Raw genomic sequence first — 21,403 nt, forward strand, 5'->3', positions numbered from 1 at the left:
TTAGCCCATTGACAGCAATTGGTTGGCGCGCTGGGCGTTATCGTCGACGCTGCTGATAATTTTCATCTGCATCTCGAAACGACGGGCGCTGGCGATCATGTCGGTCATTGCGGCAACCGGCTTGACGTTACTGCCCTCCAGCACACCTGACATCACGCGAATAGACGGGTCGTCCTGCAATGTCGTACCACGGGTCGCTTGTGCGTTCTGGCTCAGACGGAACAGCCCGTCATCACCGCGCACCACTTCCTGCGCGTTCGCTTTCACCAGCTTCAGCTTGCCGACCGGCGCGATAGTATTCGCCGGATCGCCAGGGTTCAGCGATGAAATCGTACCGTCAGCCGCGATACTAATTTGCGAACCTTCCGGTACCGAAATCGGGCCGCCGTCGCCAATCACCGGATGCCCCTGAATGGTCAACTGGCCGGTTGAACTCACCTGGATATTACCGTTACGGGTATACCCTTCAGAGCCGTCCGCCGTCTGTACTGCCAGCCAACCGTCCTGCTGCAACGCCACGTCCAGCGGACGCGAGGTGTAGTCAAGTTGCCCTGGCGTCATATCGGCGCCAGGCGTAGAAGCCACTACCAGCGTACGGGTAGGCAGTGAAAGCCCTTCTACCGGTACCGCGCGCAGCGCATTGAGCTGCGCGCGAAAGCCTGGCGTGGACGCATTCGCGAGGTTGCTGGCGGTGACAGCCTGCTGATTCAGCGTCTGGCTGGCGGCGCCCATCGCGGTGTATATTGCGTGATCCATTAAGCCATCCCGTCAGACGATTAACGCAGGTTAACCAGCGTGTTAAGGATCTGATCCTGGGTTTTGATAGTCTGCGCGTTCGACTGATAGTTACGCTGCGCGACAATCATGTTCACCAGTTCTTTACTCAGATTCACGTTTGATGCTTCCAGTGCGCCGTTGGTCAGCTTACCGAAGTTGCCGGAACCCGCTGTACCCACGATAGCAACGCCGGAAGCGGTGGTCGCAGACCAGACGTTATCCCCTTCGGATTTCAGGCCTTCGTTGTTAGCAAAGTTCGCCAGCACGATCTGACCCAGTACCTGAGTTTTCTCGTTGGAGTAGCTGCCCACCACGGTGCCGTCATCGTTGATCGCGTAGCTCACCAGCGATCCTGGCGGGTAACCATCCTGATCAACAGAGGCTGCGCCGCTGCTGCCGGTGTTCTGCTGCATAGAATTCAGGAAGCTCAGCGAGTAAGTGCTGGCAGCAGAACCATTGAGGCTGGCCAGCGCGATATTGATCTGCGGCTGTGCGTTCGGCGCGGCGTTCAGGTTCCAGGTACGCGGCGTGGTGGCCGGCAGCACTTCGGTGTAGTTAGTCACGGAAGTGAGCGTACCGTTGGAGCTGAACGACATCTGCGCGGCTTTTTCATAAGAAGAGCCGGAAATGCTGGAGTCTTTGGTGTAGACATCCCAGGTGTTAGCGGCGGTTTTAACGAAATAGCAGTCAACCGCATGTTCGTTACCCAAGCTGTCGTAAGACGTTACCGTGGTTTTTTTGTTGTAGGTATCCGAGTTAGTCGGATCGAACGGTGTCGTCGTCGGAATGGTCGCCGTCGAGTTCAGGTTCATCGGCATCGTCGCCGTGGTGGTGGCACGCGCCGACATCACGGTCGTTGGGATGTTAATGGTCGTCGGGTTGGCACCGGTCTGTACTACCGGCGGTGTACCCGCAACCGGATAACCCGTCAGTTGCATACCCTGCATGTTGACCAGGTTGCGGTTCTCGTCCAGCTTGAACTGGCCGTTACGGCTGTAATAAACAGAACCGTTGGTATCTACCATGCGGAAGAAACCATTCTGGCTAATCGCAACATCCAGACCACGACCGGTGTTGGTCGTTGTACCGTCGGTAAAGTCCTGAGTGATACCGGCAACTTTTACGCCCAGACCCACTTTAGAACCGGCAAACATATCGGCGAAGGACGCAGAGCCGGATTTAAAGCCATAGGTGGCGGAGTTGGCAATGTTGTTACCAATGACATCGAGGTTGGTGGCCGCAGCATCTAGGCCGCTGACCGCTTGTGAAAAGGCCATGACTTACTCCTGATAAGTGTTTTGGCTTAGATAATCTGCCGTACTTCGTCGAGTGTGGTGGTACCGTAAGTACCTAAATCCAGTGTGCTACCGTTGCTGCCGCGGGTAACACCTTGCACCAGTGCAAACTGCAGCGGCTGGGCAACCAGCTGTGTTGCGCCAGAGCTGGCGGCGATAGAGACTTTATAAGAGCCATCAGGTGCCGCTGTTCCATCCGTCATCTTGCCGTCCCAACTGAAGGTGTGGACACCGGCAGTCAGCGAGCCAATATCGATAGTGCGCACCACGGTACCGTCTTTGCTGGTCACGGTAGCGGTCACTTTATCGGCGGCTTGCGTCAGTTCCACGCCAAACGGCGTTGAGGTTTCTTTGCCCACCAGAACGGTCTGTCCCGGGATCATCACGCCATGGCCAATCAGGTTTGTCGCCTGCAGCGACTGGCTGTTGTCGATCTGTCCGGAAATCGAACCGAGGGTGGTGTTCAGTTTTTCAATCCCGCTCACGGTGCTGATTTGCGCCAGCTGAGTGGTCAGTTCGTTGTTCTGCAGCGGGTTAGTCGGGTCCTGGTTTTTCAGTTGCGCGACCAGCAGCGTTAAAAAGCTGCCTTGCAGGTCGGATGCACTGTTTGTTCCGGTTGCGCTGGTGTTGTTACTGGTCGAGGAGACACCGTTATTTGTCGGGTCATCCACTCTTACGGCGATAGACATGCGCGTCTCCTTTACTGTCCGAGCGTGAGGGTTTTGAGCATCATGCTCTTAACGGTATTAAGCACTTCAACGTTCGCCTGGTAGCTGCGGGACGCAGACATGGTATTCACCATTTCGCCGACCACATCAACATTGGGCATTTTGACGTAGCCATTCGCATCAGCCAGCGGGTTACCTGGTTCGTAAACCAGTTTGTCCGGTGCCTGGCTCTCAATCACATCAGCAACTTTTACACCGCCGGTCGCTTGCCCGGGCGCAGCATCCACCTGGAACACAACCTGCTTAGCGCGATACGGCTGACCATCGGGCCCGGTCACGCTGTCGGCGTTCGCCATGTTACTGGCGGCCACGTTCAAACGTTTGGACTGCGCGGTCAGCGCGGAGCCTGCGACATCAAAGATATTCAGTAATGCCATTTAATTAGTTCCCCTGTTGCAGAACACTCATCATGCTTTTGATCTGCCCACCCAGCACAGTCAAGCCGGTCTGGTATTTAACGCTGTTGTCAGCGAACTGCGTACGTTCACGATCCATATCCACGGTGTTGCCATCCAGCGAAGGCTGATCAGGAATGCGGTACAGCAAATCGGTAGACGGTCCGCTCATCGCCTGCGCCGGAATATGGCGCGAAGAGGTCATGGTCAACGCAACGCCGCTGCCTTCAGCACGCCCACGCTCCATGACTTTTTTCAATTCGCTGGCGAAATCAATATCGCGCGCCTGAAACCCCGGGGTATCGGCGTTGGCGATGTTTGCCGCCAGAATTTCCTGACGCTGGGCGCTCAGGTTCAGCGCTTCTTGCTGGAAACGAAGTGCGGCATCAAGTTTATCGAGCATGGCTCCCCCACTGATGACAATTATTTAGCCAACAGCTTAAATCTCCGCTGACAAACTTATCGCTGGAATAAGGGCAAAATGCGTCGCTATTTATTGCGTTGATAGGTTGACCATGCGGTTAAAATTCCCTCAACCACTCAACAGGCAGGAGTCTGCGATGAACACGTTGAAAGGCGGTTTAGCCGCGACCTTACTGTTTTTAAGCGCCTTTGCTCAGGCCGCTGACTTGCAATCACAGCTGACGTCATTTTTTGCTCAACGTCTTGCTGGCTTTAGCGACGAGGTAGTGGTAAATATACGCACCCCGCAAAATCTGTTACCCAGTTGCGAGCAGCCAGCGCTGAGCGTGCTCGGGAACGCTAAACTGTGGGGGAACCTGAACGTGCTGGCGAATTGCGCAGGTGTTAAGCGCTATTTGCAGGTGGAGGTTCAGGCGACCGGTAACTATGTGGTGGCAGCGCAGTCCGTTGCCCGTGGCAGCCTGTTGCAGCCCGGCAGCGTGACGCTAAAACGCGGCCGCCTCGATCAGTTGCCGCCGAGAACGATGCTGGATATTACCCAGGCGCAGGATGCGGTCAGTTTGCGCGATCTTACTCCAGGCCAGGCGATTCAACTGTCAATGTTGCGCCAGGCGTGGCGGGTTAAAGCGGGTCAGCGTGTACAGGTCGTGGCGTCGGGCGATGGCTTTAGTGTGAACGGCGAAGGTCAGGCACTGAACAATGCGGCGGTGGCGCAAAACGCCCGTGTGCGCATGGCTTCAGGGCAGATTGTCAGCGGTACAGTGGACGCTGATGGGAATATTCTGATTAACCTATAATCTTTTTAAAGAATTCATGTCGCCTGCCGATAATTAAGCAACGACTAAAGATATCAGGCCCGAAACGCCGGGATACCTCGATGAGGACAACACTATGAGCATTGATCGCACATCGTCTTTAAAACCGGTTAGTTCCGTTCAACAGCGCGAAACTAACGAGACCCAAACGCAGAAAACGCGTCTGGAAAAAGCGGCTACGGCAAACAGCACCAGCGTGACCCTCAGCGGCGCGCAGACCAAGCTGATGCAGGCTGGCGCGAATGACATCAATATGGAACGCGTGGAACAGCTGAAAACCGCGATCCGTAATGGTGAACTGAAGATGGACACCGGCAAAATCGCCGATGCCCTGATTGATGAAGCGAAGAGTTACTTGCAGAGTAAATAACAGTATGAATCGACTGTCAGACATTCTTGATCAAATGACAGTTATCCTGAGCGCTCTTAAAGACGTGATGGATGCTGAGCAAAAACAGCTTTCCGTAGGTAACATTCAAAGCAGCGCACTGCAGCGTATCACGGAAGAAAAAAGCTCATTGCTCGCGACACTGGATTACCTGGAGCAACAACGTCGTTCGACACAAAAAGCGCAGCATAGCGCGAACGACGACATCGCCGATCGCTGGCAAACCATTACGCAGAAAACGCAGCATTTGCGCGACCTTAACCAGCACAATGGATGGCTGCTGGAAGGACAAATTGCGCGTAACCAGCAAGCGCTGGAACTGCTAAAGCCGCATCAGGAACCGAGCCTGTACGGCGCGAATGGCTATACCGCTTCCGCCAGCCGTGGCGGAAAGAAAATCTCGATTTAATAAGACCCGTCTTCTTTGCCAGGGATAATTCCCTGGCAATTTGCTTTTCTGTTTTCCCGCTTCCACTTCGCTGAACAGACTTACACCGTAGTCCGCCGCGCGAACTCTTTCACTTTAAAGCCCAGCAGCGCAAGCGTGGCGAAATAGGCCATCACCCCGACCAGCACGACAGCCATCAACCGCAGCAGGCGATAAGGCATAGTGCCAGTTGACCACTCCGGCATGACATACAGCATGCCCATTAATGCCGCTGCCATCACCAGCACCGCAACCACCAGACGCAGCAGGAAACTTGCCCAGCCCGGCTGCGGCGTAAAGATCTGCTGCTTACGCAGCTGCCAGTAAAGCAGCCCGGCGTTCAGACAGGCCGCCAGACCAATCGACAGCGACAACCCGGCGTGTTTCAGCGGCCCGATAAACGCAAGGTTCATTAATTGCGTCATCACCAGCGTGACAATGGCAATCTTCACCGGCGTTTTAATGTTCTGTCGCGAGTAGAAGCCCGGCGCCAGCACTTTAACCACGATAAGCCCCATCAGCCCCACCGAGTAGGCGATGAGCGCGCGCTGGGTCATTGATGCATCAAACGCGGTGAATTTACCGTACTGGAACAGCGAAACGGTCAACGGTTTCGCCAGAATGCCGAGCGCTACGGCGCTGGGCAACGCCAGCAGAAAGCAGAGCCGCAGCCCCCAATCCATCAGGCGGCAATATTCGTCGTGGTTCCCGCTGGCGAAACTTTTCGACAACGACGGTAACAGGATAGTGCCAAGCGCCACGCCAAGCACGCCGGAGGGAAACTCCATCAGGCGGTCAGCGTAATACATCCACGACACGGAACCGGAAACCAGAAACGAGGCGAAAATGGTGTTGATGATAAGTGAGATCTGGCTGACCGAAACCCCCAGAATGGCCGGCCCCATCTGTTTGATAACCCGCATCGCCCCGGCATCGTGGAAGCTGATGCGCGGCAGCACCAGCATGCCGATCTTCTTCAGGTGCGGCAGCTGATACACCAGTTGCAGCACACCGCCGACCGTAACAGCCCAGGCCAGCGCCAGTACCGGCGGATGGAAATAGGGAGCAGCAAACAGCGCAAAGCCAATCATGCTGATGTTTAAGAATGTCGGCGCAAACGCCGGCACCGAAAAGCGATTCCAGGTATTGAGGATCGCCCCGGCCAGCGACGCCAGCGAGATCAGCAGAATGTAAGGGAAGGTAATGCGCAGCAGTTGCGAGGTTAAGTTGAATTTATCCGCCGTATCGGCAAAACCCGGTGCGGTGACGAGGATCACCCACGGTGCCGCCAGCATCCCGGCCACGGTGACGATGGCCAGCGCCAGCGTCAGCAACCCGCAGACATAGGAGACAAACACCCGCGTCGCATCTTCACCCTGTTTGCTTTTGTACTCGGCGAGGATCGGCACAAAGGCCTGAGAAAACGCCCCCTCTGCAAAAATGCGGCGCAATAAATTTGGCAGTTTGAAGGCCACGAAAAAGGCGTCGGTCGCCATTCCCGCACCAAACACCCTTGCCACAATGGCGTCGCGCGCAAAACCCAGCACGCGGGAAAACATCGTCATGGAGCTGACAGCCGCCAGCGATTTTAATAGGTTCATTCTGGTTTCCATAAGACACAACGCCTGCAATGCAGGCGTTGATGTACAGCGAAGCGCTTAGTCTACAGGGAAAAAGGCGAATTACTATCGCCAGATGTTACCGGGCATTATTCACTCATCGCCTCGCGCCAGAGCTTGTCTACCACGCGCTGGGCGAGGATCGCTTGCTCACCTGCGGTTTCCGGAACTGTCTGATTTTGCACGCATTCAATGAAATGGCGGGCGCATCCGGCGAAACCGCGCTGCTCCAGCACACTCTGCCAGCCCGCCACCGGACGGGCGACAACGCCCTGCCCGCGTTCTTCGCGCCACTCGCGCATATCGGTTATGTCCAATAAGCCACCATCCGTCACCGCCTGAACCCATTCCCGCTGGCTGCCCGCCCGGCGATGCATGCTGGTGGTAATTTGCAGGTGTTCAACACTGAAATGGTGCTCGGCATAAATCATAGCGCCATCGTCATTGGTCAGCAGCGTCCCGCTTTTTAATTGCGCGGTACCGCCCGCCAGCCATAGCGCGGTATCCACAACGTGCAGGTAGTCATCCAGCAGGGTGAAGCGTAAATCATGCGGCCCGACGCTGTCGGTACGGTGTTTATCCATACGCAACGAAGCGGCCTGCGGCATCTGCTGTTTTAGCTCGCGGTAAAGCGGGGAGTAACGGCGGTTAAACCCGACCATCAGCGTCAGTTTTTTACGTGCGGCCAGCTCAATAAGCCGCTCCGCATCCTGTAAGTTTTCCGCCAGCGGTTTATCCACACAAACGTGTACACCGAGATTGAGCAACTCACTGACGACCGCATAGTGTGAAACCGTGGAAGTGTGGACAAAAACCGCATCGCATTGTGCCGCCAGGGAAGCCAGCGAGTCGGCATACGGAATGCGCCAGGTTTCGCACACGCGTAGCGCCTTTTCCCGCGTTGGCGACCAGGCCGCCGCCAGCGTCCAGTCAGTTGCTGCGCCTAACACCGGCAACCAGGCCTTTTGCGCAATGCCGCCAAGCCCTACCACACCGATACGTAAAGTTGTCACTGTTAATCTCCCAGATGTGCGAGCAGCGAATCGAGACGCTGCTTCAGTTCAGCCACTTCCGCTTCCAGCGCATCGACACGCGCTGCCAGAGACGCATCCGGCGGGCTGACGGCTTCCACAACATTCACCAGCGTCTGCACATCGCCGCTGAAAAGATGCATAAAGCGGCTTTCGCGTTTGCCCGGCTCTCTCGGCAGACGCACCACATACGGCCCGTCTTCACGCGTCGCCAGATGTTCTAACGCATTTTCCACTTCAGCCATATCGCTGAACTGATGCATCCGTTCGCCGCGGGTGCGCAACTCGCCCGGCGTTTGCGGCCCGCGCAGTAACAGCGTAGTGATCAGCGCCACTTCGGCAGAACTAAGTTTGAGATCGCCAAATTCCGAATTACAAAAACGCTGCTCATATTTTGTCACCCGGTTACCAAAACCGCTTACCGTGCGCAGATAATGGCGCTTGACCAGTTCATCCAGCACCGTTTGCACCTCGTGTTCAGCAAGGTTCATCACCGGTTCACGGTTGGTTTTTTGATTACAGGCAGTGACAACACCATTAATGGAGAGCGGGTATTGCTCCGGCGTCGTCACCTGTTTTTCCAGTAAACAACCAATCACCCTCGCCTCGACGGCGGTTAATTGATACTTCATCAAAACTCCTTAGCGACCGGGGGTCCATTCCTGCGTGGTTAATGCGGTAAGCACGTGATCGCGCCATTGCCCGTCAATTAACAGATACGATTTGGCATAGCCCTCTTTTTCAAAGCCAAGCCTCGCCAGCAAATCACCGCTGCGTTTATTGTGCGGCATGTAGTTCGCCATAATGCGATGCATATGTTGCGTGCGTTGCATATAGCGAATGGCGGTGGTGAGCGCTTCGAACATCAGCCCCTGCCCCTGCCATTTCTGGCCGACGGAATACCCCAGATAACAGGCATGAAAAGAGCCGCGCACCACGTTTGAGAAATTCGCCACGCCAATTATCTCTTTCTCTTCCGGATCGAGCAGCGCAAAGTAGAATGCGGAACCCTGTTTATGAAATTCATTGATCATGCTCAGGCGCGCCTGCCAACCGGAAGGATAACAATGGCTTTCATCGCGCACGGGTTCCCAGGGTTTTAAAAACTGACGGTTTTCGGCGTAATAATCCGCCAGCCGCCAGGCGTCGCGCTCATGCACCAGGCGAACCACCAGGCGGTCTGTTACTAAGCGTACTTTCGGCACGTTACTGCGATAGCCAAACATGCATTACCACTCCTTCCGTTTTACGACTCTTTTAACCCCTTCCCTTTACTATACAGTTGCTCCGGGGCTGTGGGAAAACAGCAACATGGCATTTTCTGCGTCAAACACCATTTTCGATGAAAAGTCTCAATCAAAGGCAGATGTTGATAAAAAAATATTGTCACCACGAAGATGGGAAAAGGCCCGGCGAAACCGCAGAATAAGAAGATCTTATCTTTCTTATTTCCCGGAGGGGAAATGGCGCGCATATCGCAGGCAAGGAGCCTGGGTAAATATTTCCTGCTTGTCGATAATATGCTGGTTGTTCTCGGCTTTTTCGTTGTCTTCCCACTGATTTCTATCCGCTTTGTTGACCAGCTTGGCTGGGCGGCGTTAATGGTCGGCATTGCGCTCGGTTTGCGTCAGTTTATTCAACAAGGGTTGGGGATGTTTGGCGGTGCGATTGCCGACCGCTTCGGCGCCAAGCCGTTGATTGTCACCGGCATGCTGATGCGCGCGGGTGGTTTTGCCGCGATGGCGGTGGCGCATGAACCCTGGCTGCTGTGGCTTTCCTGTATTCTTTCCGGGCTGGGCGGCACGCTGTTTGATCCGCCGCGCTCCGCGCTGGTGGTGAAACTGGTGCGCCCTAATCAGCGCAGCCGTTTTTTCTCGCTATTAATGATGCAGGACAGCGCGGGCGCCGTTATTGGCGCGCTGCTTGGCAGCTGGTTGCTGCAATATGACTTTCGTCTGGTATGTGCGGCCGGGGCGCTGATGTTTATTTTATGTGCCGCATTTAACGCCTGGCTGCTACCTGCATGGAAACTCTCAACGGTGAAAGCACCGGTGCGCGAAGGTCTGACGCGCGTGCTGCGTGACAAGCGCTTTGTGACTTACGTGCTGACCCTTACCGGTTATTACATGCTGGCGGTGCAGGTCATGTTGATGCTGCCGATTATGGTTAACGACATTGCCGGCTCACCGGCGGCAGTGAAGTGGATGTATGCCATTGAAGCCTGTCTGTCGCTGACGCTGCTCTACCCTATTGCTCGCTGGAGTGAAAAACGCTTTCGTCTTGAGCATCGACTGATGGCGGGTCTGCTGGTGATGTCCTTCAGCCTGCTGCCGGTGGGGATGGTCGGCACGCTGCAGCAGCTCTTCACGCTGATTTGCACCTTCTATATTGGCTCCATAATTGCCGAACCCGCGCGGGAAACGTTAAGCGCACAGCTGGCCGATGCCCGTGCACGCGGCAGCTATATGGGGTTCAGCCGTCTTGGGCTGGCCTTCGGTGGCGCGCTTGGTTATGCCGGTGGCGGCTGGCTGTTTGACGCAGGGAAAGCATTTAACCAGCCAGAGCTGCCGTGGATGATGCTTGGCGTTATCGGGATGATCACCTCCATGGCGCTACTGTGGCAATTTAGCCACAAACGTATTCGCCCGACCATGCTCGAGCCCGGCGCCTGATTTGCACGCCGGTTTTCCCTCTTCCATACTGGTAATTGATGGATAAGCCAGTATGGAGGAGAAACGTGAAACTCTACATTTACGATCACTGCCCGTTCTGCATTAAAGCCCGCATGATTTTCGGCCTCAAGAACATCCCCGTCGAACTCAAGATCCTGCTCAATGATGACGAAGCCACACCGACGAAAATGATTGGCCAGAAAATGGTGCCGATCCTGCAAAAGGACGACAGCCGCTATCTGCCGGAAAGCATGGATATTGTTCACTATGTCGATAAGCTGGATGGCAAACCGCTGCTTACCGGCACGCAAAACCCGAAAATCGAAGAGTGGCTGCGCAAGGTTAATGGTTACGTTAATAAGTTATTGATCCCCCGCTTTGCGAAATCGGCGTTTGACGAATTTTCTACGCCGCAGGCGCGCGCCGGGTTTGTAGCCAAAAAAGAGGCCGCCATTGGCGATTTTGCCGAGCACCTCAGCCATTCCACAGGATTAGCGAAAAATATCAGCGACGATTTACGTGCGCTGGATAAATTGATTGTGCAACCCAACGCGGTGAACGGAGAACTCTCCGATGATGATATTCATCTCTTCCCGCTGCTGCGTAATCTGACGCTGGTAAGCGGTATCAACTGGCCAAGCCGCGTTGCAGCGTACCGCGACAATATGGCGAAACAGACACAAATTAACTTGCTGTCATCAATGGCTATTTAACCGCCCATGACGGAAGCGCGCCCGCTTCCGTCATGCCTTTCAGCTTTTTCCGCTGGCCTTTATTTAGTGTGTGTCGCATGCTACGCCCCTGCGTCGTAGCATGGCGATCACGTTGAGGAATTCATGAAGAGAATTATTTTTGCCGCAGCATTACTGTTGAGCGGCGTGCTGGTGGGGTGCAATCAACTGACCCAATATTCTATCAGCGAACAGGAGATTAACCAGGCGCTACAGAAGCGTAACGACTTCGCCAAAGATATTGGCGTGCCCGGCGTTGCGGATGCCCATATTGTGCTGAATAACCTGGCCAGTGAAATCGGTCGCGAAGAACCCAATAAAATCACGCTGACCGGTGATGCGAATCTGGATATGACCTCGCTATTTGGCAACCAGAAAGCCATCATCAAATTGAAACTCAAAGCGTTGCCGGTGTTTGATAAAGAAAAAGGCGCGATTTACCTGCAAGAGATGGAAGTGGTTAACGCCACCGTGACACCGGAAAAAATGCAGACCGTGTTACAAACGTTGATGCCTTATCTTAATCAGTCGCTGCGCAATTACTTTAACCAACGCCCTGCTTATGTGCTGAAAGAAGACAACAGCAAAGGCGAGGCGCTGGCGAAAAAATATGCCAAAGGGATTGAGGTGAAACCGGGGGAAATTATTATCCCCCTCACCGACTAAATAACAGGGCGCCGCGAGCGCCTTTTTTTCAGGAAAAGGATGCAAACGAAAACGTTTCCGCTTATTCTTAGTGCCCGGCAAAAAACACCTGTTTCTCACCAGCCGGAGCACTCCAATGACCCAATCCCAGGTTTTGAAAATCCGCCGTCCTGACGACTGGCATGTCCATTTACGTGATGGCGAAATGCTAAAAACCGTGGTGCCGTGGACCAGCGAAACTTACGCCCGCGCCATTGTCATGCCGAACCTTGCTCCTCCTGTCACCACTGTGGATGCGGCTATCGCCTACCGCCAGCGTATTCTTGACGCTGTGCCCGCCGGGCATGATTTTACGCCATTAATGACCTGCTATCTGACCGACAGCCTGAGCGCCGATGAAGTCGAACGCGGCTTTAACGAGCAGGTATTTACGGCAGCGAAACTCTATCCGGCGAATGCCACGACCAACTCCAGCCATGGTGTTACCAGCTTAGATGCGATTATGCCGGTTCTGGAACGGATGGAGAAACTGGGCATGCCGCTGCTGGTGCATGGTGAAGTGACGCACGCGGATATTGATATTTTCGATCGCGAAGCGCGGTTTATCGAAACGGTCATGGAACCGTTACGCCAGCGCCTGCCGGGGCTGAAAGTGGTGTTTGAGCATATTACGACCAAAGATGCCGCAGATTATGTGCGCGATGGCAATGAGCTGCTGGCCGCGACCATTACCCCTCAGCACCTGATGTTTAACCGAAACCATATGCTGGTCGGTGGCGTACGCCCGCATCTTTATTGCCTGCCGATCCTGAAGCGTAATATTCACCAGCAGGCGCTGCGCGAACTGGTTGCCAGCGGCTTTACGCGCGCGTTTCTCGGTACGGACTCTGCGCCGCATGCGCGTCATCGTAAAGAGGCCAGCTGCGGCTGCGCCGGTTGTTTCAACGCCCCCACCGCGCTTGGCAGTTATGCAACCGTGTTCGAAGAGATGAACGCCCTCCAGCACTTTGAAGCGTTCTGTTCCGTCAACGGGCCACGTTTCTATGGCTTACCGGTGAACGAAACGTTTGTTGAGCTGGTGCGTGAAGAGAGCCAGGTGCCAGAGACGATTGCGCTGCCGGAAGATTCACTGGTGCCGTTCCTCGCCGGTGAAACCGTGCGCTGGCGCGTTAAATAAAAAAATTATCGCTCCCTGTTGTAATATTTTTCGCTTAACTGTATAAACATACAGTAAATTACACAGGGGGCTATTATGCGCATTGAAGTGACTATCGCCAAAACCACACCCTTACCGCCTGGCGCTGTTGATGCACTGGCGGGCGAGTTATCTCGTCGTCTGAACAATTGTTACCCCGATCGCGAAAACAAAATTACGGTTCGCTATGCCGCAGCAAATAATCTTTCGGTTTTAGGCGGTGCAAAAGAAGATAAAGATCGCATAACTGAAATTTTGCAGGAAACCTGGGAAAGCGCCGACGACTGGTTTATCACCGACTAATTTCTCTTTAAGTTTGTGCTTATTGCCGGGTCGCCCCGGCTTTTTTTGTTGTTTTTTTAAGCGCAATCCTGGTGCAGATCTTTTTTAATAAAAATATATGGTTAAGAGCCCGTTTTCTTATTCAAAAAAATCTAACGGCCGAAAAAACATGTTGCAGAGTGTTTAATTATTCGATCTACAACCCCACTTGTTGGTATACTGAAAAAGCTTCAAATAAAACACGCATTGAACCTCAAGAGTCGTTGTCGAATTAAACACGCCAATAAAGGGGGTTATGATGGTAAAGAATAATGAAGTCATCCAGACCCATCCACTGGTCGGATGGGACATCAGCACCGTGGATAGCTACGACGCACTGATGCTCCGGTTGCACTACCAGACCCCAAGCAGAGCCGCTCAGGAAGAGACCGAAGTCGGCCAGACGTTGTGGTTAACGACCGATGTTGCCCGCCAGTTTATATCGATACTCGAAGCGGGCATTGCCAAGATTGAATCGGGCGACTACCAGGAAGATGAGTATCGCAGGCATTAGTGATAATGCGCTATATAGACTCAACAGGCACCCTTGTGGTGCCTTTCTTATTTCTGTCCTTGTATAACGTTCCCAGGTTAATTACCCTCCTGAACACGCATTTGCCTGGAGAACACCACCATGAAATACGATCTCATTATTATTGGCAGCGGCTCTGTCGGCGCAGCGGCAGGCTATTACGCCACGCAAAGCGGGCTGAATGTGCTGATGACCGACGCTCACCTGCCGCCCCATCAGGAAGGCAGCCACCACGGTGATACGCGTTTAATTCGCCACGCTTACGGCGAAGGCGAAAAATATGTTCCGCTGGTATTGCGCGCGCAGCAGTTGTGGGAGCAACTAGTGGCGGAAAGCGGCGAAGCGGTATTTGACCGTACAGGCGTTATCAATATTGGTCCGGCTGATTCCACTTTTTTGGCTAACGTCGCGCAAAGCGCAGCGCAGTGGCAGCTGGCCGTCGAAAAACTCGATGCCCCGTCACTGATGGCTCGCTGGCCGGAAATCCGCGTACCCGACGATTACATCGGCCTGTTTGAAGCCGACTCCGGTGTACTGCGTAGCGAACTGGCGGTAAAGACCTGGATCCGTCTTGCCAAAGAGGCGGGCTGCGCTCAGCTCTTCAATTGCCCGGTCACCGCGCTGCATCATCATGAAGACGGTATCAGCATCGATACCCGGGAAGGGACATTCCACGGCAAAAAAGTTCTTGTCAGCGCGGGGACGTGGGTGCAAAAACTGCTGCCGGCATTGCCGATACAACCGGTCCGCAAAGTTTTTGCGTGGTTCCAGGCCGATGGCCGTTACAGCACCAAAAACAAATTCCCGGCGTTTACCGGTGAAATGCCCAATGGCGACCAGTATTACGGCTTCCCGGCGGAAGACAATGAATTAAAAATCGGCCGTCACAACGGCGGGCAGCTTATCAGCGACGCGCAGCAGCGTAAGCCGTTTGGCGAAGAGCCGGGAGATGGCTCCGAATGTTTCGCTTTCCTGCGCCAGTTTCTGCCCGGCATCGGTGGGTGCTTGTACGGTGCATCCTGCACCTACGATAACTCACCGGATGAAGACTTTATTATTGATACGCTGCCGGGATCCCCGGACACGCTGATTGTCACTGGTCTTAGCGGACACGGTTTCAAATTTGCGCCAGTGCTGGGCGAAATTGCCTGTGAATTTGCCCACGGCAAACGTTCGCATTTTGATTTACAACCTTTCTCACTTTCCCGTTTTACCGGGTAACCTTTCAGCGGCCTCGTTCGGGGTCGCTTATCGCATTTTTACGGAGAGAATATGCACCGTCTGTTTCATTACTTAATAAATAACGTGCGTGAACATTTGATGCTTTATATTGCGCTGTGGTTACTTATCGCACTGATCGATATTATCTATATCGTATGGGCATCTTGATAAACACTGACAAAAATTGACATATACTTATAAAAATATATTTTCAGGGCAGAATATTTAAACATCCTCTCCGCAACAAAACCTTAATAAATTGAGGACTTACACCACAGTCCACCTAATGTGCTGAATGTTATCCAGCAAAGTCATTCAAAAACGATGATATAGAAAAAATAACGATTCAATCGCGTAATTTTGAGTTGCAATATTGTTTCTCTCCCGCCATTTTAATTTAACCAGTTATTAACCCAGATTAACAATTATGCCATTACGCAATTCACCTGAGCGCTACGGCGCCGTTTCTATTGTTCTGCACTGGCTGGTGGCCATTGTGGTTTACGGTATGTTCGCGTTGGGTCTGTGGATGGTAACGCTGAGCTATTACGACGGCTGGTATCATAAAGCGCCTGAGCTCCATAAGAGCATCGGCATTTTGCTCATGTTCGGCCTCGTGTTCCGGGTAGTGTGGCGTTTTCTTTCCCCGCCGCCAAAGCCGCTCGCCAGCTATTCACGTCTGACGCATATCAGCGCCGTGCTTGTTCATATCGCGCTCTATTTGCTGTTGTTCGGCATTCTTTTCAGCGGCTATCTGATCTCCACGGCAGACGGTAAACCCATCAGCGTTTTCGGTCTGTTCGAGATCCCCGCAACGCTTGCCGATGCCGGATCGCAAGCCGACCTTGCCGGAAATATTCACCTCTGGCTGGCATGGACAGTGGTTGTGCTGTCCGTATTACATGGCCTTGCCGCGATTAAACACCATTTCATCGATAAAGACGTCACTCTCAAGCGCATGCTGGGGAAATCGTCGCCTGACTCTGGAGCATAATATGAAGAAAATCCTGCCGGGACTCGCTCTCGCCTCGCTGCTGTTCACCACGGGTTCTGCTATCGCTGCGGACTACAAAATTGATAAAGAGGGTCAACACGCCTTCGTTAATTTTCGTATCCAGCACCTCGGCTATAGCTGGCTCTATGGCACGTTTAAAGATTTCGACGGGACGTTTAGCTTCGACGAAGCCAACCCGGCCTCAGACAAAGTGAACGTGACCATTAACACTAACAGTGTCGATACCAACCACGCCGAGCGTGATAAACACTTACGCAGTGCTGAATTCCTGAATGTCGCCAAATTCCCGCAGGCAACCTTTACTTCAACCGAGGTGAAAAAAGCGGGTGACGGGCTGGATATTACCGGCAATCTGACGCTGAATGGCGTCACCAAACCGGTAGTGCTGGCGGCGAAACTGATGGGCCAGGGCGATGATCCGTGGGGCGGCGTGCGCGCAGGCTTTGAAGCTTCCGGCAAAATTAAGTTGAAAGATTTTAACATCACTACCGATCTGGGCCCGGCGTCACAGGACGTTGAACTGATTATTTCCGTGGAAGGCGTGCGTCAGAAGTAAGATTGCGGGAGAGGGGCAACCCTCTCCCCAGGGTTTATTCCGGATCCGGAATGCCCAGTTTGGTATTCAGACGACCACGGGATTTGTTAAAGATTTTGTTGCCATTCTCCCGCCCGGCGCGACGTTTACGCTGCTCTTCTTCCGGCAGTTCGCTCTCTTCTTTGCACAGCTCACTGCAGCAACCGTTAAATTTCTCAGCGCAGGCCGGACACTGAATAAACAGCAAATGGCAGCCGTCATTGCGACAATTGGTATGGGAATCGCAGGGTGTGCCGCACTGATGGCAATGAGCAATAACGTCATCGGAAATGCGCTCGCCCATACGCTCATCAAAGACAAAGTTTTTACCGATAAAACGCACCGGCAAGCCCTGTTCGCGCGCGCGGCGCGCATATTCAATAATGCCGCCTTCGATATGCCACACTTTAGTGAAGCCGTTATGCTTCATCCAGGCACTCGCTTTCTCGCAGCGGATACCGCCGGTGCAGTACATAACGATTTTCTTATCTTTATGTTCCTGCATCATTTCGACCGCTTTCGGTAGCTGCTCGCGGAACGTATCCGCCGGGATCTCCAGCGCACCAGCGAAATGTCCGACTTCGTATTCGTAGTGATTACGCATATCAATGAACACCGCATCAGGATCGTCGAGCATGGCATTCACTTCCGCCGCTTTCAGATAATCCCCCACATCGCTGGCGTCAAAACTCTCATCTTCGATACCGTCGGCAACAATCCTGTCGCGGACTTTCATGCGCAGCACCCAGAAGGATTTACCGTCATCATCAATCGCGATATTTAAACGCAGGCCGTCGAGCGCCGGATCGAACGCATAAAGCGTCTGGCGAAAGGCGTCGAATTTACTTTGTGGCACGCTGATTTGCGCATTGATGCCTTCATGGGCAAGGTAAATACGGCCAAACACGTTCAACTGGCTAAAAGCCTGGTAGAGCGCGTCGCGCGTGGCTTGCGGATTAATAATCGAGAAATATTTATAGAACGAGACGGTAACGCGCGGTTCCGTTTCCGCGAGCATCCGCGCCTTCAGTTCATCATTGGAGATGCGGTTGTGTAACACTGGCATGGTGTACGTGTCCTGCAAAGTTAGGGGTGAAAAAACGGCGGCATCATAAAGCAAATACTGATAATTTACATCCACACATTTTGCGCTACATTTTCTCTCATTCTAACGATTACGACGCAACAATTCCTGACAAAACAGGCATTCTGTGCGCCATGGTTTTGGTTAATTCCGAAAAAATGCGAGAATACAGGGAATTGTTGCTTCAAACAGGACAGTCATGACGCATTTACCCAAGTTTACGGCATCGCTGCTGCACCCGCGCTACTGGGCTCTCTGGTTCGGGGTCGGCATGCTGTGGTTAGTTGTTCAACTCCCCTATCCCGTGATTTACCGCCTCGGCTGTGGCATTGGTCACCTGGCGCAGCGCCTGATGAAACGTCGCGCGCGTATTGCGCAGCGCAATCTCGAACTCTGCTTTCCGCACATGAGCGAAACAGAGCGGCAGAAAATGGTCGCAAAAAATTTTGAGTCGGTTGGCATGGGTTTAATGGAAACCGGCATGGCCTGGTTCTGGTCCGATCGCCGGATGTCACGCTGGATGGACGTTATCGATTTTGAACATGTCAGAAGCGTGCAGGCGCAGGGGCGAGGAATTTTGCTGATCGGCGTCCATTTTTTGACGCTGGAGATCGGTGCCCGCATGTTTGGTCTGAACGAGCCAGGTATCGGTGTCTATCGCCCGAATGACAACCCGGTTATTGACCTGCTGCAAACCTGGGGCCGCATGCGTTCTAATAAAAGCATGATCGACCGTAAAGATCTTAAAGGCATGATCCGCGCCCTGAAAGCGGGTGATGTCGTTTGGTACGCGCCCGATCATGACTACGGCCCGCGCGCCAGCGTTTTCGCCCCTTTCTTTGCCGTTAAAGATGCGGCTTCCACGTCAGGAACCTGGATGCTGGCCCGCATGTCCCAGGCCTGTATCGTACCTTTTGTTCCACGCCGTAAACCGGACGGTAAAGGGTATGAATTGATTATTCTCGAACCGGAATGCTCTCCTCCGCTCGATGACGCAGAAACCACCGCAGCATGGATGAACAAAGTCGTTGAGCGCTGCATTATGATGGCGCCAGAGCAATATATGTGGTTGCATCGCCGCTTCAAAACGCGCCCGGAAGGCGTCCCCTCTCGCTACTGAAGTGATAAAGAGCCTGCAAATGCAGGCTCTTTTTTTGTCATACAAACCTGCGTCAGCGCATTGCGGCAATCATAACCCGGGCGCATAATTAGCATGCTTACTATCGACTATTATTAATGTGTGCTGTTATGGACGGTTATGTCTCACTCTGATGCCCCAATAAACTGGAAGCGCAATCTCACCGTTGCCTGGTTTGGCTGTTTTCTCACTGGCGCGGCGTTTAGCCTGGTGATGCCCTTTATCCCCCTCTATGTCGAGCAGCTTGGCATCACCGATCCCGGTGCGCTCAATATGTGGTCCGGTTTAGTCTTTAGCATCACCTTCCTGTTCTCTGCCATCGCTTCTCCCTTCTGGGGTGGTCTTGCCGACCGTAAAGGACGCAAAATCATGCTACTGCGTTCCGCGCTCGGCATGGCGATTGTTATGGCGTTACTGGGCATCGCACAAAATGTCTGGCAGCTCCTTGTGCTGCGGGCGTTGCTCGGTTTGCTGGGCGGTTTTATCCCCAACGCCAATGCCCTGATCGCCACGCAAATGCCGCGCAATAAAAGCGGCTGGGCACTGGGGACGCTCTCAACGGGAGGCGTCAGCGGCGCGCTGCTTGGCCCGCTGGCCGGTGGTTTGCTGGCCGATAGCTGGGGTTTGCGGATGGTCTTTTTTATTACCGCTTCTGTGCTTTTTATCTGTTTTCTGCTCACGCTACTTTGCATCCGCGAAAATTTCACCCCGGTGGCAAAACGCGAGATGTTGCACTTCAAAGAGGTTTTCGCCTCGCTAAAAAGCCCCAAACTGGTGTTGAGCCTGTTCATCACCACCATGATTATCCAGGTAGCGACGGGCTCTATTGCACCGATTCTGACACTCTATGTGCGCGATCTTGCCGGTAATGTCAGCAACATTGCCTTTATCAGCGGCATGATTGCCTCCGTGCCTGGCGTCGCGGCACTGCTTAGCGCACCTCGTCTGGGTAAATTGGGCGACAAAATCGGCCCGGAGAAAATCCTCGTCGCGGCATTAATAATCTCCGTCTTGCTACTGCTGCCAATGTCAATGGTGCAAACGCCATGGCAACTGGGCATTTTGCGCTTCCTGCTCGGCGCTGCAGACGGCGCCTTGCTCCCTGCGGTGCAAACGTTGCTGGTCTACAACTCCACCAGTCAAATTGCCGGACGGATATTCAGTTACAACCAGTCATTCCGCGATATTGGTAATGTTACCGGCCCGCTGATGGGTGCGGCGGTCTCGGCCAGCTACGGTTTTCGTGCGGTGTTTTGCGTGACGGCGGGCGTCGTTCTGTTTAATGCCATTTATTCATGGTGCAGTTTGCAGCGCCCTGCCCGCCGGGCCAGAACCGAGGCAACCCGCAGCGTTCAACGCCAGCAGTAGCGTAAAGCGTGATCGCCTACCCGATACAATAGATATTTACCTCACATCCAGGCTGCCCCGCGTATAAAAAAGCGATGCTGTTTCGTGCTTATTTCCCGAATTAATCAAAGCCAAAAAGCGGGATAACTGGCATGACTGACCATCTTTATCTTGCAACACGTTAAACATAAAACGCAGTCACAAACATTCGTCACGGCTCCCGCAGATGTACTGTTATTCAGCGCGACACCTTTCTCGTTATGCCATGAAATCGCTGATTTATTTATGACAAATTTGACGCTCGCAAAGCCAGCGTCTATAGGTTTGTGCATACCTTTTTTACTGTTATCTCAGGAGCGATGATATGGCCGAAACTGAACTGGAGTATTACTCAACACTGTCGGAAGCAATTGATGCCGCGCGGGAATTATTTATTGCCGACAACCCGGATCTTGATGAAGAAGAAATCAGCGTGCAGCAATTCAATGTGCAAAAGTATGTTCTTCAGGATGGCGATATCGCATGGCGCGCTGAGTTTTTTGCGGATGAAGAAGAGCCTGGCGAATGCTTGCCCCTTTTCAGCGGTGAAGCCGCACAAAGTGTCTTTGACGGCGATTTCGATGAGATCGAGATAAGCCAGGAATGGCAGGAAGAAAATACGCTGCATGAATGGGACGAGGGTGAATTCCAGCTGGAACCGCCGCTGGATACCGAAGAGGGACAGACAGCCGCTGACGAGTGGGATGAGCGCTGATTACTCGTAAGGGCCGTGATGAGCATCCAGCGGTAACAAAAGTGTGTCAAACACCAGTGAGAAAGGTAAATCAAGTACGGTAATGTAGCGCCACGCGGAGTCGCGGACATCCCACTTAACGCCGGGATAATACTGATTACCGTGTCCCTGGCCAGGAATTGTCCGGCTGACGATGCTGCCGCAACCGCTTAGCAGATACGCCATGACGACTACCAAAATTACTCTCACAGACAACCTCTTCTTATCTGATACAGATAAAAAAATACCGGCTCTCAG

At 53.4% G+C, this 21,403-nt stretch carries 27 protein-coding genes; 16 read left to right on the top strand and 11 right to left on the bottom strand.

The genetic code is table 11. The features are described 5' to 3' along the window. From O3S68_RS08110 to flgB, 5 genes are read right to left on the bottom strand one after another with little or no spacing between them, the layout of a single operon-like run. On the bottom strand, positions 1–756 hold the full coding sequence (locus O3S68_RS08110) for a flagellar basal body rod protein FlgF (RefSeq protein WP_020457433.1): 756 nt from the start codon (positions 754–756) through the stop codon (positions 1–3). Between the two features lie 20 nt (positions 757–776). Continuing rightward, positions 777–2,054, bottom strand: coding sequence for a flagellar hook protein FlgE (gene flgE, locus O3S68_RS08115; protein ID WP_017456405.1), 1,278 nt, complete (start codon positions 2,052–2,054; stop codon positions 777–779). 26 nt (positions 2,055–2,080) lie between these two features. Next, positions 2,081–2,761 (bottom strand): flagellar hook assembly protein FlgD, encoded by a 681-nt coding sequence (gene flgD, locus O3S68_RS08120; protein ID WP_020457432.1) that lies wholly within the window; start codon positions 2,759–2,761, stop codon positions 2,081–2,083. An 11-nt stretch (positions 2,762–2,772) separates the two neighbouring features. Continuing rightward, entirely contained in the window at positions 2,773–3,177 is a 405-nt protein-coding gene (gene flgC / locus O3S68_RS08125) for a flagellar basal body rod protein FlgC (protein WP_020457431.1), read from the bottom strand. A gap of 4 nt (positions 3,178–3,181) precedes the next feature. Continuing rightward, a complete protein-coding gene (gene flgB, locus O3S68_RS08130; protein ID WP_017456402.1) occupies positions 3,182–3,598 on the bottom strand; it encodes a flagellar basal body rod protein FlgB in 417 nt (138 codons plus the stop codon). 157 nt (positions 3,599–3,755) lie between these two features. On the opposite strand from flgB, the gene flgA reads away from it, so the two are divergent. The 3 genes from flgA to flgN all read left to right on the top strand — a co-directional run bounded on the left by flgA (position 3,756) and on the right by flgN (position 5,230). Then, positions 3,756–4,415, top strand: coding sequence for a flagellar basal body P-ring formation chaperone FlgA (gene flgA / locus O3S68_RS08135; protein WP_269231233.1), 660 nt, complete (start codon positions 3,756–3,758; stop codon positions 4,413–4,415). Positions 4,416–4,509: 94 nt separating this feature from the next. Then, positions 4,510–4,803, top strand: coding sequence for a flagellar biosynthesis anti-sigma factor FlgM (gene flgM / locus O3S68_RS08140; RefSeq protein ID WP_017456400.1), 294 nt, complete (start codon positions 4,510–4,512; stop codon positions 4,801–4,803). A 4-nt stretch (positions 4,804–4,807) separates the two neighbouring features. Further along, positions 4,808–5,230, top strand: a complete 423-nt coding sequence (gene flgN / locus O3S68_RS08145) for a flagella biosynthesis chaperone FlgN (protein ID WP_017456399.1) — start codon at positions 4,808–4,810, stop codon at positions 5,228–5,230. Positions 5,231–5,310: 80 nt separating this feature from the next. Here the strand turns inward: flgN and murJ are convergent, their stop codons facing one another. The 4 genes from murJ to rimJ all read right to left on the bottom strand — a co-directional run bounded on the left by murJ (position 5,311) and on the right by rimJ (position 9,124). After that, a complete protein-coding gene (murJ, locus tag O3S68_RS08150; RefSeq protein ID WP_020457428.1) occupies positions 5,311–6,849 on the bottom strand; it encodes a murein biosynthesis integral membrane protein MurJ in 1,539 nt (512 codons plus the stop codon). A gap of 107 nt (positions 6,850–6,956) precedes the next feature. Continuing rightward, positions 6,957–7,880: a Gfo/Idh/MocA family protein gene (locus tag O3S68_RS08155; protein WP_269231234.1), complete on the bottom strand. Its 924-nt coding sequence runs from the start codon at positions 7,878–7,880 to the stop codon at positions 6,957–6,959. A gap of 2 nt (positions 7,881–7,882) precedes the next feature. Further along, positions 7,883–8,530: a YceH family protein gene (locus O3S68_RS08160; RefSeq protein WP_045507054.1), complete on the bottom strand. Its 648-nt coding sequence runs from the start codon at positions 8,528–8,530 to the stop codon at positions 7,883–7,885. Positions 8,531–8,539: 9 nt separating this feature from the next. After that, the gene (gene rimJ, locus O3S68_RS08165) at positions 8,540–9,124 is read right to left on the bottom strand and encodes a ribosomal protein S5-alanine N-acetyltransferase (protein WP_020457425.1); all 585 of its coding nucleotides are present in this window, start codon (positions 9,122–9,124) and stop codon (positions 8,540–8,542) included. 237 nt (positions 9,125–9,361) lie between these two features. On the opposite strand from rimJ, the gene mdtH reads away from it, so the two are divergent. The 10 genes from mdtH to O3S68_RS08215 all read left to right on the top strand — a co-directional run bounded on the left by mdtH (position 9,362) and on the right by O3S68_RS08215 (position 16,786). Further along, positions 9,362–10,570 (top strand): multidrug efflux MFS transporter MdtH, encoded by a 1,209-nt coding sequence (mdtH, locus tag O3S68_RS08170; RefSeq protein WP_269231235.1) that lies wholly within the window; start codon positions 9,362–9,364, stop codon positions 10,568–10,570. Positions 10,571–10,635: 65 nt separating this feature from the next. Next, positions 10,636–11,283 (top strand): glutaredoxin 2, encoded by a 648-nt coding sequence (gene grxB, locus O3S68_RS08175; RefSeq protein ID WP_269231236.1) that lies wholly within the window; start codon positions 10,636–10,638, stop codon positions 11,281–11,283. A 123-nt stretch (positions 11,284–11,406) separates the two neighbouring features. Then, positions 11,407–11,967, top strand: coding sequence for a lipoprotein (locus O3S68_RS08180; RefSeq protein ID WP_020457422.1), 561 nt, complete (start codon positions 11,407–11,409; stop codon positions 11,965–11,967). A gap of 115 nt (positions 11,968–12,082) precedes the next feature. After that, positions 12,083–13,123 (top strand): dihydroorotase, encoded by a 1,041-nt coding sequence (gene pyrC / locus O3S68_RS08185; protein ID WP_269231237.1) that lies wholly within the window; start codon positions 12,083–12,085, stop codon positions 13,121–13,123. 75 nt (positions 13,124–13,198) lie between these two features. Further along, the gene (gene dinI, locus O3S68_RS08190; protein WP_017456390.1) at positions 13,199–13,444 is read left to right on the top strand and encodes a DNA damage-inducible protein I; all 246 of its coding nucleotides are present in this window, start codon (positions 13,199–13,201) and stop codon (positions 13,442–13,444) included. Between the two features lie 277 nt (positions 13,445–13,721). Next, positions 13,722–13,976 carry a biofilm formation regulator BssS gene (gene bssS / locus O3S68_RS08195; RefSeq protein WP_269231673.1) on the top strand — a complete coding sequence of 85 codons (255 nt, stop codon included), beginning with the start codon at positions 13,722–13,724 and terminating at the stop codon, positions 13,974–13,976. Positions 13,977–14,096: 120 nt separating this feature from the next. Next, positions 14,097–15,215, top strand: a complete 1,119-nt coding sequence (gene solA / locus O3S68_RS08200; protein WP_269231238.1) for an N-methyl-L-tryptophan oxidase — start codon at positions 14,097–14,099, stop codon at positions 15,213–15,215. A gap of 51 nt (positions 15,216–15,266) precedes the next feature. Continuing rightward, complete coding sequence (locus O3S68_RS08205; protein WP_097407539.1) at positions 15,267–15,383, top strand: YceO family protein; 117 nt, start codon at positions 15,267–15,269, stop codon at positions 15,381–15,383. Positions 15,384–15,642: 259 nt separating this feature from the next. Then, complete coding sequence (locus O3S68_RS08210) at positions 15,643–16,209, top strand: cytochrome b (RefSeq protein ID WP_269231239.1); 567 nt, start codon at positions 15,643–15,645, stop codon at positions 16,207–16,209. 1 nt (position 16,210) lies between these two features. Beyond that, on the top strand, positions 16,211–16,786 hold the full coding sequence (locus tag O3S68_RS08215) for a YceI family protein (protein WP_020457417.1): 576 nt from the start codon (positions 16,211–16,213) through the stop codon (positions 16,784–16,786). A gap of 34 nt (positions 16,787–16,820) precedes the next feature. On the opposite strand, the gene trhO is transcribed toward O3S68_RS08215, so the two are convergent. Continuing rightward, positions 16,821–17,870 carry an oxygen-dependent tRNA uridine(34) hydroxylase TrhO gene (trhO, locus tag O3S68_RS08220; RefSeq protein ID WP_269231240.1) on the bottom strand — a complete coding sequence of 350 codons (1,050 nt, stop codon included), beginning with the start codon at positions 17,868–17,870 and terminating at the stop codon, positions 16,821–16,823. A gap of 217 nt (positions 17,871–18,087) precedes the next feature. On the opposite strand from trhO, the gene O3S68_RS08225 reads away from it, so the two are divergent. The 3 genes from O3S68_RS08225 to O3S68_RS08235 all read left to right on the top strand — a co-directional run bounded on the left by O3S68_RS08225 (position 18,088) and on the right by O3S68_RS08235 (position 21,127). Next, positions 18,088–19,008 (top strand): Kdo(2)-lipid IV(A) acyltransferase, encoded by a 921-nt coding sequence (locus tag O3S68_RS08225; RefSeq protein ID WP_020457415.1) that lies wholly within the window; start codon positions 18,088–18,090, stop codon positions 19,006–19,008. A gap of 138 nt (positions 19,009–19,146) precedes the next feature. Continuing rightward, a complete protein-coding gene (gene mdtG / locus O3S68_RS08230) occupies positions 19,147–20,394 on the top strand; it encodes a multidrug efflux MFS transporter MdtG (RefSeq protein WP_269231241.1) in 1,248 nt (415 codons plus the stop codon). Positions 20,395–20,737: 343 nt separating this feature from the next. After that, on the top strand, positions 20,738–21,127 hold the full coding sequence (locus tag O3S68_RS08235; RefSeq protein WP_020457413.1) for a MysB family protein: 390 nt from the start codon (positions 20,738–20,740) through the stop codon (positions 21,125–21,127). Here the strand turns inward: O3S68_RS08235 and O3S68_RS08240 are convergent, their stop codons facing one another. Continuing rightward, positions 21,128–21,355 (bottom strand): YceK/YidQ family lipoprotein, encoded by a 228-nt coding sequence (locus O3S68_RS08240; protein WP_160270752.1) that lies wholly within the window; start codon positions 21,353–21,355, stop codon positions 21,128–21,130. It abuts the gene before it with no gap. Positions 21,356–21,403: the final 48 nt, after the last annotated feature.

This window comes from Kosakonia sp. SOY2, from assembly GCF_027109175.1.
GTDB lineage: Bacteria > Pseudomonadota > Gammaproteobacteria > Enterobacterales > Enterobacteriaceae > Kosakonia.